Source organism: Photobacterium jeanii (genome assembly GCF_001650345.1).
GTDB classification, from domain to species: domain Bacteria; phylum Pseudomonadota; class Gammaproteobacteria; order Enterobacterales; family Vibrionaceae; genus Photobacterium; species Photobacterium jeanii.
Genome location: NZ_LVHF01000012.1, coordinates 59,942 through 72,511, shown reverse-complemented (window position 1 = coordinate 72,511; position 12,570 = coordinate 59,942). Strand labels below are relative to the sequence as shown.

Below are 12,570 nucleotides of genomic sequence, written 5' to 3'. Positions count from 1 at the left end.
TAAGAGTTACATGAAAAGCAGGAAGAATATGAGCTTTAGCGACTATTTAGATGACTATCTCAAACAGCGAGATCAAAAATCGGCTTCTGCTCCTAAGCGTGGAGACTACCGTCAACAACACGTTGTCAAAGATGCCACTAGCCAAAGTATGGCACGTGAAGCATTAGCCAAATCGCAAGAAGAAGCGTTTGAGCGTTCATCACTTGAAACCAAAACGGCCCATTATCGAATTAATGGTCGCTGTGTGACAGAAGATGAAGCCAAGACATTGGCAACAATGAAAGTGCAGGCTAAACCAGAAAATCCAGACCGTTTGGCCTTAATCGCAAAGCTGCGTAAAGATCTTCACCTTAAAAAACGCAGTTAATGCCAGATAACAGAAACCACAAACCACGCTTAGGCGTGGTTTTTTATTAGCGCCTCCTTTTTCCCCTCTTTATATTGGCTATTTACTCCCTTTATCTCCTACCGAAATAAAACAAAGTGCACCGAGCTAGAGAGAAAAAACATGCTTGTATTGAAGTTATTTATAAAAACCATAAAGACAATTCTAGGAAAAAACCCACGCAATCGTTTCCGTTCACATTTTCCATTTTATAAAGTCACCAAAACTTTTGCAGATAACGAGAGTGAATATCTGATTTTGGATAAAAAACGATCTCTAAAGATGGATTTTCCACCGAATAAAACAGTGTCCTACAAAAAAACAAAAAAAATATTAAATTATTAGAATATAATACAGTGTTTTTTATATTCACTTATGATTCACGATTGTTGCATTTGTTATTTATTTGATAAATATATTACAGATGAGAAGATATCCCCTTAGCCCTCTTTACTTTATTAACTTAAAGAGTAGAGATAAATTAGCTACCAAAGCCCGCAAATAAGCTAAGCCATTGATTTAAAAAGTAATGTCAATTTAACCACCAAATTATCACTCTCGAGTGTCACTTTCTCGTCATTACAGAGTGCTGTGACATATATTCCGATAAGAAAAATTGGTCCCATGCGCTATTGACGTTAAACAAAAAACAAAATGGTGAATAAATCGCTGCAAAGTTACTGCATTTTTTTACATAAATCTGGTGGTCGCTACACTATTATTAGAGTTTAGGCAAGATAGGCAGGCATTCTTTTTGTCGCTAAACTCTAGCCACAAAAGAAAAGTATGAAAAAGAAAACAATATGAACTCACTTATTCAAATTAATGAGCTGGAATCCATGCTCATAGCGATTATCGTGCTTTTTCTCGGCTACTTCATTAATAGCAAAGTTAAGGTTCTACGAAAGTACAACATTCCTGAGCCCATTGTTGGTGGCCTTATTGTTGCCATTATCGTAGCCGTACTCCATACACAAGGTGTTGATGTCTCTTTTAACGTTCCTCTTAAAGACACCTTGATGCAGATGTTCTTTGCCACGGTAGGTTTAGCTGCAAGCTTTAAGCTTCTAGCACAAGGCGGTTCTCGCGTATTTTTGTTCCTTGCGCTTGCAACCGTATTTATCATCATCCAAAACGGTGTGGGTGTTGCCCTAAGCTCTGCATTAGGTCTAGATCCGCTATTAGGTCTGATCGTCGGTTCGATTACTCTATCAGGCGGTCACGGCACTGGTGCTGCATGGTCACAGACCTTTGCGACTGAATACGGCCTACATACGTTAGAGCTATCTATGGCATCAGCGACCTTTGGTTTGATCATGGGTGGTATTATCGGTGGCCCGGTTGCACAACGCTTGATCAACAAATTTAGCTTGAAGTCTGCATTTGGAGATGGTGAAAAACACCACATTGAGCACCCAGATCTTGTGACATACAGCGATCAAGAAGAAGACCGTATTACGTCGAAGAACACGATTGAAGTGCTATTCATTCTTCTTGTTTGTGTTGCTGGTGCATCACACGTAAAAGACTTGGTTGATACTTTTGGCATTGATTGGCTTCGTATCCCTGATTTTGTTTACGCCCTTTTCATTGGTGTATTCATTACTAACATTTGCGAAGGCACTAAGATCTACAAGATCAACAGTGAGACTGTCGATGCCCTTGGTACGATCTCACTATCGCTATTCCTTGCTATGGCGCTAATGAGCCTACAGCTTTGGGAATTGATGGAACTTGCACTGCCAATGCTAATCATTTTGGCTGTACAAACCGTTATTCTCGGCTTGTTTGCTTACTTCGTGACATTCCGTGTGATGGGCTCGTCATACGATGCCGCAATCATCGCAGGCGGTCACTGTGGCTTTGGTATGGGCGCAACACCAACAGCGGTAATGAACATGGGTTCTTTAGTATCGCGTAATGGTCCATCGCCACAGGCGTTCATGGTTGTTCCAATTGTCGGTGCTTTCTTCATTGATATTGCCAACCTCGTAGTATTGCAAGGGTACATTAGCTTTATTCAGTAGCCTTAATGGTATCGCTGACTAAAAGCAGTACTACATGCAACTCCCCTTCTCTAAGCGCACCTCAAAGGTGCGCTTTTTGTTGCGCCTTTGCCATCCTCTGCCATTTCTGACTATGCTTATGAAAACAACAAAAGCAACAATCGACAGATAAGTGGCTCAACCACTCTTCAGGGCGCGTTAAACATCTTATTTAAGCCGGGGGTGCTCCTTTATCGTTAAGGCAGCACAGCAAACCACAAACGCGATAACGGAGCAGTAAAAGATGTTAGGCGAAAATCACTCTCTTGCAATTGAATTCCCTGAATACAAAAACCAAATCCATCAGCTCAAAATGGCCGATGCAAGCTTTAAATCCATGACTGATAGGTATCATAAACTCGACCACACTATTCGTGGTCTTGAAAACCAAGGTTTGCCAATTGATGACTTCAACTTCACCCAGTTGAAACTCGAACGCGCTCAGCTCAAAGGTAAAATCTTTGAAATCCTAGGTCAGCAAAACAAATAACCATCCATTTTTGGTTGATGCTCTTTAGTGATACCGTATCTAGTTGCTTACCGCTAACACAAGTAAGCAACTATTTACGAGCCTCTTTCTTCTAATGGCCTACGAGTAACTCTTTGGCTCCAGTTACTTGTCTTAATAGGCTTCATCTCAACGTCAGCCTATTCGTTCTAAACCTAAGATCATCAGCCTTATTTCAGTTAGCGACACCTTTTGCCCAGTCATAAAGGGAAAATAAAATGTAACAGCCCACATTTACATTTTTCTCTCGCTAAAACAGCCTTCACTTAAATAATGTTGTAAATCAGCCTACTACGCCATACCTCCCTCCATACAGCCGCAGTACGATATTTATATTAATTGCATACAAAAACACCAACTTAGACTTGAGTGCAACTTGTTACTTATCTATTTTTCAACAATTTAAACATCTTTGGGCGATAAACATTAATAAGCTATATCATTTGTAACAAAGTATGTAACTTCGACTTTTATCCCATTTTTATTGATAGAATCCGCGCGCTTTAAACAAGTTACTCAACTTTTGTTGAGAGTATTTAATTTTTTTAGAACAGTTTTACTTTCCACCTATTTTCGGAAAGTAACGGCGTTTATTGAGAGTAAGAATGAAAAAGTTTGATAGAGCTATGCAGATCCTAGTAGCTGGATTCTGCATCAACTTGTGTATGGGTATCCTGTACGCATGGAGTGTATTTAAAAAAGCATTGGTTGTAGATCTAGGTTGGTCAAATGCTGACGCATCTATGCCTTATACTATTGCGATCATCACATTCTCTCTATCACTTCTTGTTGCTGGTATCCTTCAAGATCGCATGGGCCCACGTCGCGTACTTATTCTAGGTGCGGTAATGGTTGGCCTAGGTATGATCGCATCAAGCTTTGCGACTTCACCTATCATGCTTATTCTTACTTTCGGTATCCTAACGGGTTGTGGTATCGGCTTTGGTTACGCATGTCTAAGCCCTGCGGCAATGAAGTGGTTCCACCCATCGAAGAAAGGCTTGGTTAACGGTCTAATCGCAGCAGGTTTTGGTCTTGCGGCAGTTTACCTTGCACCACTAACTTCTAACCTAATTGCTTCTTACGGCATCAACACTAGCTTCCTAATTCTAGGTATCGCGGTATTGCTTATTGCTGTTCCACTAGCATGTACTATCAATAACCCACCGGCAGGTTACACTCCTGAAGTACCAGCTAACCTATCTGGCGATGCAGCAAAAGCGGCTAAGCCTGTAGACATCAACTGGCGTGGCATGCTGAAGACACCTCAGTTCTACTCTCTATGGTTCATGTACGCACTAGCATCTGCTGCTGGTCTAATGATCATCGGTAACATCACGTCTATCGCTTCTCTACAAGCAGACATCAGTGATGCAGCATACCTAGTTGTGATCCTTGCTATCTTCAACTCTGGCGGTCGTATTGCTGCTGGTATCTTGTCTGACAAGATCGGCGGTGTTAAAACGCTAATGCTTGCATTCATCATGCAAGGCATCAACATGGTGATGTTCGCTACTTTCCAAAGCGACTTCACGCTAATGATCGGTGCAGCTGTGGCAGGTGTGGGTTACGGTACGCTACTAGCAGTATTCCCATCTATCATTGCTGACTTCTACGGTCTGAAGAATTACGGCGCGAACTACGGCGTACTATACACAGCATGGGGTATCAGTGGTTTCATCGGTCCTGTTGTTGCAGCAGTAGCAGTTGATATGACAGGCACTTACACTATGGCTTACACAGTGTGTGCTGCTATGGTTGGTGTAGCTATCTTCCTATCTTTCATCACTAAGCCTGTTGACGCAGAAGCGCTTGAGAAGAAACTAGCTAACGCTTAATCTTCCAATACATACTGTGATTGAAGAATAATCCAAGCTCAGCAATGAGCTTGGATTTTTTTATGCCGCTATTTAACGCACAAAAAAGCCTGAAACAAGTTCAGGCTCAATGAATACTATTGGGATTCTAGAAGCGATTAGCAAACGTCAGTGCAAACGCATTTGTATCGTAGTTCGCGTTAAAGCTTGAATTAGTAAAGTGAGAATCAGCGTATACGTACTTAATACCCATATCCCATTGCTTGTTCAACTTATAGTTAATACCAGCCTCTGCTTCAATATACTTATCAGTATCCCAGTATTGATACTGCCCTTTCGCCTTCACCGCTAGGTTATCAGTAATATTATATTGGGTATTGAGCGCAAAATTAGGCATTAAGCGCCAGCGTTGAGATTTACCGTAATTATCACCGTTTTTATCGTTATCCATTTCTAAGGTTAACTGGTGATAATACATCCCTAAACCAAAGTCTACCTGCCAATCATCAAGTGGCTGATAACCTTTATACAAGGTGCTACCCACTTTGATATGCTGGAAGTTGGCTAGTACTTCTTCGCCTTTTTGGTAATCGTTTTTACCTAGCTTTTGGTCTTTCGCCATCACACCACGATCGCGTGAATCTGTGGTATTTAGGTAGAGCTCAAGTAAATTTTCATTCGCCAATTCACGTTGATAGTTCAAATATACGAACGGCTTAAACTTTTTATCAAACTCTGGCTGTTCAACGAATGACTGCCCTGCCACTTCCGTGCCACCAGAACTTGTATGTGCGCCAATACCTAGCTCAAAGCGGTTATCATAATTTGTCGGTAATACTGGCTGTGAACGACGTTCTGTTCTTTCATTATCAAATGCACCATTACTGATGGTGACATTCACTCCCATACCACCATCGACAGCCATAGAGCCGATTTGAATGTTTTCATCGTAGTACGGAGAAACAAAGTATTGGTTAACCAGAATAGAGATTCCCGCCGAAGCAATAACATCATCTAGGTGATGACGCTTTCCATGTACGCGGCTATAAGCAACAAAAGTTGCCGCACCATAAGCTGGTACTCCCCACATTGAACCGTAGCGGCTCTGTAGGAATGCAGCACCACTAAACGCAGCTGCGGTATGCCCAGAAGGGAAAGAGTTATCACCACCTTCGTTTGGACGAGCTCGCTTGGTGGTCTTTTTTAAGCCCTCAACAATGGTTGCACTTGCAATGGTGGAATACGTAACTTGCTTTGCACCTTCCCAATCATCGTGCATCCAAGCAGCAAATAAGCCTGCTGCTGGGACCATAATTTGTAAAACATCTCCTGCTACAACAACGTCGTCGTGTACCATAGTATTAATTTGGTTAGCGGCTTGAGCAATATGCGTCACTGGCTGAGTCACAGCCAAGCCAACCAAAAAAGAAAGAACCGTCTTTTTCATTTATATATTCGATATGTGTAGATATTGAGCGTCTCTATTTTTCTATTGCCATCATGACCTAAAAAGAAGAAAAATAGTCTTTATTATTATTTCCGAGGCGCATTCTACACAAAGCAATAAACTACTCAATAACGATAAATCCAGAATGGATAATTGGTTACAATTAACTTAACACTTTACTCAACTTAACGAATATCAAGTTAAGACATTAAGTCTGAATTGGCTGTAATTAGAACCAACACAATGCTTAAAACACCACCAACCCGAATCACAATTACTCATACAAATAACAGTTACACAAACAACCATACCGCCTATGTTCAATTAAGTGACTATGGGCGTTCTTAATAAAGAGCCGGCCTCTAAGTTATTAGAAACTCCACTACGTAATTAGAAACTCTGCCACAAGGCATGTTTTGTGATAACACATTTATCGCCAACTCAAAATTTGAACAAAATATATTAACTACCTCATTAGGATTAATTTAGATCACTCTTATTTTTAAATTATTTAAATGGCCAACTATTCATTATTTGTAGATTATATAAATCAAACACATATAGGCGTCTCAATTAATAACAACAATACTCAAGCTTATTTTTGACACTCTTTCACAACAAAGAGAGTGAGAAAGGCTTTCATCTCATGAGGTATTTTCAAAATTAATAATTGATACAAGCATGTCATTCCATCCTTACTTTGTTGGCTTATCACTTTTTCAGTACAAGGAATAACTCCCAATAAGCCAACAGTAAAATAATAAAATGACGTTTTGGAGTGGCTATGAACAATAATAACTTCCTGAAGAAACGGTTGTTACTCGCCGTTATATCTTCAAGCCTTGTCTCAACATCACTGGCGTATGCTGCCTTTCCGCATCAACCCGAGCCAGAACCCGACCCGACACCACCGCCCAGTAATTCACTAAAAGGAGTACAACCGCCTGCGGTACCGGGTCTAGAGCGTTACGTGAAAGACAAAAAGGCAGCGATAAAACTAGGCAAGATCTTTTTCTGGGATGTGCAAGCAGGTAGCCAAGGGCAAAGTTGTGGCTCTTGTCACTTTAGTGCTGGCGCTGATAACCGAGTAAAAAACCAAATCAGCCCAAGTATATTGCACGAGAACGAAGCAATGGCAGAAGCCTTTAATATGGCAAATTTCCCGCATACGGGTTCGGGAAAAGATGGAGGACCTAACTATACCCTCACCATTGATGACTTTCCTCTTCACCGTTTAGCCGACAATAAAGACCGAGAATCAGAAATATTATATGAATCTGATGATGTTATTTCTTCACAAGGGGTATCAGGAGCTGAATTTATTGGGTTAGGCTTTTTTGGTCATGATGAAAAATGTAAAAACGTTGAAGATATCTTCCACGTAAACGGTAAAAATACCCGTCGTGTTGAACCACGAAATACACCTACGGTGATCAATGCCGTATTTAACTTCCGTAATCTTTGGGATGGACGCGCAAATAACGTCTTTAACGGTGTTGACCCATTTGGGCGCCGTAATAAAGACGCGAAAGTGCTGCGTTTCGACCTCAAACGCGGCAAGCTCAAGTCTGAAACCGTGCATTTAATCAATTCCAGCCTTGCGTCTCAGGCTGTTGGTCCTGCGGTTGATGATTTTGAAATGGCATGTGGCGGTAAAACCTTCCCATTAATTGGTCGTAAACTGTTAAACAGCCAACCACTTGGTAAACAGCTCGTTGATCCGAAAGACAGTCAGCTCGGCAAGCTGTCAGCCTATCCGCACAAAGGACTAAGAACGGATTACCGTCGATTGATCATGGATGCCTTTAACCAAGAATATTGGATGAGCCCTACAGGCAAGAATGGCTTTAGTCAGATCGAGTCAAACTTCTCGCTTTTCTGGGGTTTGGCAATTCAACTTTATCAATCCACTTTAATTTCTGACGATACCCGTTTTGACCGATTCTTAGACGGCGATCAGCAAGCACTGTCGATCCCAGAACGTCGCGGCCTAGGGGTATTCTTTGGACAAGGGCTTTGTGTTCGCTGTCATGGTGGTCTCGCCTTTACGGCTGCAGCACAAGAGCTCATTCCGCCTAACTTCCGAAATGAGTTGGTCGATAGGATGATAATGAGTGATAACCAAAGTGCTCTTTACGATACAGGTTTCTACAATATCGGGGTACGTCCAACCGAGGAGGATCTTGGTCTAGGGCGTAGCGATCCTTACGGTTATCCACTCTCATATACTCGCCAAGTACAAGAAGGCTTAGGTGGTGCCCACATTCCAGATGATTTTGATATCGACATCGATAAACTAGGTATTAACCCGGGTACACCTATCGGTCAGCATGAGAAAAACGCCATTGATGGTGCATTTAAAGTTCCAGGGCTCCGTAACATCGAACTCACCGGTCCTTACATGCATAACGGTGGGATGGCGACATTACGTCAGGTCATTGAGTTCTATAACCGAGGCGGTAATGCACGCACGTTACCTGACGGCACGAACACGACTGCTTATGAGGGTGATCACTCAAACCTTGACCGTGATATCATGCCGTTAGGCTTAAGCGAGCAACAAATCGATGACTTGGTTGCCTTCCTAAAAGCCTTAACCGATGAACGTGTTCGTTGGGAGAAAGCACCGTTTGATCGTCCACAAATCTTTGTACCTAACGGGCACATTGGTGACGAATACGGCGTAAGTGTGGATAAAGATGGTAAAGCACAAACCGAGTGGCTTGAAATCCCAGCTGTTGGGGCGGATGGTCGTGAAGCGAAAAATTTACCTGCAATCCAACCTTTCTTGAGTCAAACGACGACTGAGCCAGTACCTACGGGTCCAAAAGCCATTGATGATCACCTTTCAGGCTCTTTCTTTGGCGCCTTAACTATCAACGTACTCGATAACGATGCATCAGATATTCCACTGGATATCACATCCGTTGAAATAGTGAAAAAACCAAGTCAGATGGATGGTAAAGTGGTTAATCACGGTGATGGTTCAATAAGCTACCATGCCAACATCAACAAAGATGTGACAATTTCATACCGGGTGAAAGATACCGCAGGAAATGTGTCGAATGTTGGGGTGATCCACGTTGATACCCGTTGGTAGTACTTAGATCCACAATCGCTAAGCGTTAACGCTTACAACTCACAAACTAAGATCAGACCCTTGTAGTTTTTTCATCTAAGCTACGAGGGTCTTCTTAATCGTAGGCAAAGGCTAATACTCAATCCCCTTTCGAGCCGATAAACCTTGCTGCAATCCGTGTTTAACACTGTCGACTCGCGAGACAGTATCTGCGTATTCACGCAATTTTCGGTGTGCCGCTCGCCCCGTTAAAATCAAGGACTGGTGTGCAGGTCGCGCTTCAAATGCGGCGATCATCTCATCAACATCCAAGTGTTTACGCGCTATCGTGTATGTCACTTCATCAAGCAAAACCAAATCAATGCTTTCATCTTGCAAAAACTCACGCGTTTGCTGCCACACTTCTTTTGCCCGTACTCGTTCAAACTCTGCGCAATAGCCTTCTTTAAACGAACAGCCTGTATTCATGGTGATAACTGGAACACCCAACTGCTGCAGCAGGTTACGCTCGCCACTTTCGCCGTCGCCTTTTAAAAACTGTACGACCGCACATTGTTGACCATGACCTAAAGCACGAAACACCATCCCAAAACCTGAGCTGGTTTTCCCTTTACCGTTCCCCGTTAATACCAAGGTTCGACGCGCGTTATTAGTCGCTAAGTCCGATTTTTGATGGACTTTTTTCTTCATTTCCTTATGACGCGCGGTCTGCGCTTTGAGCTTACTTTTTTCCGATAACATCAACAACAACGACCTAATAATTCAATAGCAAACCACTTTAACATGCCTTGTTAACAAGGTCTTGCCGAAATAAGTCGCATCAGCAAAGCTCTTCCATACAGCAGTAACAGTGACATCCTATATGACGACGCCATCATAAGAAATTTTGACGACAACCACCCAAAAAACGTCAAATAATCGACACGCTTTTATCATATAAAACAGCCACTTGAATTAATCTCAATTTATTTCATTTCATAGGCTATTTTAATGCCCCTTATAAATAAAGGGGTTAGCGCAGAGCTGTTAACACACCATTAATATAGATTCATAACACATCATAGCTTTCCATTCGCTATTAATAAGAGTCCGATAAAATCCGTTTGCATAATTACAAGACATAACTTCTACCAAACATCACTTTTAGTTAATAGTTTTTATCATTTGAGGGAATTATCGTGTTTAAATCAATAAAAACACGTATTGCTGTTAGCGCAGGAGTTGCGATGGTCTTTACCTTGGGTATTGCCATGGCGTTCACAACCTATTCATTTACTGAAGTACAACAGCAAATCACTGACAAAGTGTCGACTCAGCTTTCTGAGACAACGAAGGCAAACCTGATCTCGACGGCAACAGAACAAAGCAATACGCTAAACAGCCAACTTGCACCTGTTCTAGCTAATCTTGTTCAGCTTCGTGCCATGCTTGAGCTTAGTAGTTCATCTGACGCAAGTGCTGATCTACTCGTAGAACAGTTCATTGCCGCACTTAAAACGCAAAACGATACTGTTTTTGCTGGTTACATGGTGTGGGAAGAGCAACATTGGCAAAACCCTACGACAGCCAATGGTCTTGCTGCAATCAATGAGCAGGGCTATCTATCACCATTTTTCTCACCAACAGCAACCAGCTTTGAACCTGCGGCAATGGCATCATTCCGTAACCAAAATTTAAATAGCAACGGTGAGCGTATTGACGAATGGCACTTAGCGCCATTTGAAAGCGGTAATACTTTTGTGATGGAACCTTATTACTACGATGTGCGTGGTAATAAAGAGCTAATCACGACCATTAGTCAGCCACTAAAAGTGGATGGCAAAATCGTTGGTTCTCTTGGTTTTGACTGGTCACTTGCTGAATTCCAAGGACAAAGTGAGCAGCTTGCTCGCCAACTTTACCAAGGCCAAGGTGACATTATGATCACCTCTTGGGATGGCATCATCATGGCGCACAGCAAGAATGCCGCAGATGTAGGCAAGAAGGTTTCTGGTGAAACGGCTGCTCGTTGGTCAAACATTCAGGCAATGGCTAATAACCCACGCGATGAACTACTGACTTTAGGACACGAGATTGTCGCGGTATCTTCTGTTGATACATCAGGTGAGCCTTGGGTAGTCATGGTTGCAATTCCAGCAGATCTGCTTGCTAAAGACGTAACAGAATTCACCAATTGGAGTGAAGCTCAAAGCGAGAGCGCGATTTCTAAAGGTATTACAGCCGGTATCATGGCTGCAATCGTAGGCATCATCGCCATGCTAACGCTAGCAACACGTATCGGTAATATCTTGGCTCAGCTTGTTGATCGCATGCGTGATATTGCGGAAGGTGAAGGTGATCTGACACACCGCATCCAAATCAATAGCAAAGACGAAACAGGTCAACTTGCACACTGGTTTAATACCTTCCTAAGCCGTATGCAAGACACGCTTCGCCATGCAACCAATACCGCAGAGCATGTGGATGCAAGTGCTGGTGAAGGCCGCATTAAAGCAGACGTTGCTAAAGATAAGTTGCTAACTCAGCTAGGAGAAGTGAACTCTCTAGCAACAGCAATTAATGAAATGAGTGCGACCGCACAAGAAGTAGCAAACTCTGCGGTTCAAGCTGCTGCAGCTGCAAACCAAGTTCAAACGAGTAGCCAAGATGGCATCAGTAAAATGGACTACGCGGCGAACTCAGTGACCCAACTTGCAGAGCGCATTCATAACGCTCAAGATCAAATCCAACGTTTGGCGGAATCAAGTGCTGCTATTCAGAATATCTTATCTGAAATTGGTGGTATTGCTGATCAAACCAACCTACTGGCACTTAACGCTGCAATTGAAGCGGCACGTGCGGGTGAATTTGGTCGCGGTTTTGCGGTAGTTGCTGATGAGGTACGTAACCTAGCTAACCGTACGCAAAACTCAACCGAAGAAATTAAAGGCATGCTGTCTCGCCTTGAAGATGAAACACAATCGATTGTTCATCTTATGGAAGAGAGCCAGCAGCAAGCTTCAGATACCCGTGGCGAAACTCAGGCTGCACAAATTGCACTGGAAGAAATCAATGCAGCGATCAATGTGATCAATGACATGAACAACCAGATCGCCTCTGCGGCTGAAGAGCAAAGTTCTGTCACTGAAGAAGTAAACCGTAATGTCGTGATCATCAACGAAACCGCTAACGATGCGATGGAAAGCATGAATGAATCGGTTGAAATTACGGTAAGCCTTGCAAGTAACGCTGCTGATTTACGTAAAGAGTTAAATAACTTCCGCACTTAAATTACAACGCACCCAAATCA

At 42.5% G+C, this 12,570-nt stretch carries 8 protein-coding genes; 6 read left to right on the top strand and 2 right to left on the bottom strand.

Annotation, left to right across the window (positions count from 1 at the left end):
* Window positions 1-28: 28 nt before the first annotated feature.
* The 4 genes from A3K86_RS01775 to A3K86_RS01755 all read left to right on the top strand — a co-directional run bounded on the left by A3K86_RS01775 (window position 29) and on the right by A3K86_RS01755 (window position 4,776).
* Entirely contained in the window at window positions 29-367 is a 339-nt protein-coding gene (locus A3K86_RS01775) for a hypothetical protein (protein ID WP_068326789.1), read from the top strand.
* An 821-nt stretch (window positions 368-1,188) separates the two neighbouring features.
* Window positions 1,189-2,412: a sodium/glutamate symporter gene (gene gltS, locus A3K86_RS01765; protein ID WP_068326783.1), complete on the top strand. Its 1,224-nt coding sequence runs from the start codon at window positions 1,189-1,191 to the stop codon at window positions 2,410-2,412.
* A gap of 262 nt (window positions 2,413-2,674) precedes the next feature.
* The gene (locus A3K86_RS01760) at window positions 2,675-2,920 is read left to right on the top strand and encodes a YdcH family protein (protein ID WP_068326779.1); all 246 of its coding nucleotides are present in this window, start codon (window positions 2,675-2,677) and stop codon (window positions 2,918-2,920) included.
* Between the two features lie 623 nt (window positions 2,921-3,543).
* Window positions 3,544-4,776 (top strand): L-lactate MFS transporter, encoded by a 1,233-nt coding sequence (locus tag A3K86_RS01755; RefSeq protein ID WP_068326776.1) that lies wholly within the window; start codon window positions 3,544-3,546, stop codon window positions 4,774-4,776.
* A 127-nt stretch (window positions 4,777-4,903) separates the two neighbouring features.
* On the opposite strand, the gene A3K86_RS01750 is transcribed toward A3K86_RS01755, so the two are convergent.
* Complete coding sequence (locus tag A3K86_RS01750) at window positions 4,904-6,202, bottom strand: phosphatase PAP2 family protein (RefSeq protein WP_068326773.1); 1,299 nt, start codon at window positions 6,200-6,202, stop codon at window positions 4,904-4,906.
* 784 nt (window positions 6,203-6,986) lie between these two features.
* Between A3K86_RS01750 and A3K86_RS01745 the strand changes: the two genes are divergently transcribed.
* Complete coding sequence (locus A3K86_RS01745) at window positions 6,987-9,302, top strand: cytochrome c peroxidase (protein WP_068326770.1); 2,316 nt, start codon at window positions 6,987-6,989, stop codon at window positions 9,300-9,302.
* 111 nt (window positions 9,303-9,413) lie between these two features.
* On the opposite strand, the gene A3K86_RS01740 is transcribed toward A3K86_RS01745, so the two are convergent.
* On the bottom strand, window positions 9,414-10,022 hold the full coding sequence (locus tag A3K86_RS01740; RefSeq protein ID WP_068326767.1) for a cob(I)yrinic acid a,c-diamide adenosyltransferase: 609 nt from the start codon (window positions 10,020-10,022) through the stop codon (window positions 9,414-9,416).
* A 437-nt stretch (window positions 10,023-10,459) separates the two neighbouring features.
* Between A3K86_RS01740 and A3K86_RS01735 the strand changes: the two genes are divergently transcribed.
* Window positions 10,460-12,550 (top strand): methyl-accepting chemotaxis protein, encoded by a 2,091-nt coding sequence (locus tag A3K86_RS01735; protein WP_068326764.1) that lies wholly within the window; start codon window positions 10,460-10,462, stop codon window positions 12,548-12,550.
* Window positions 12,551-12,570: the final 20 nt, after the last annotated feature.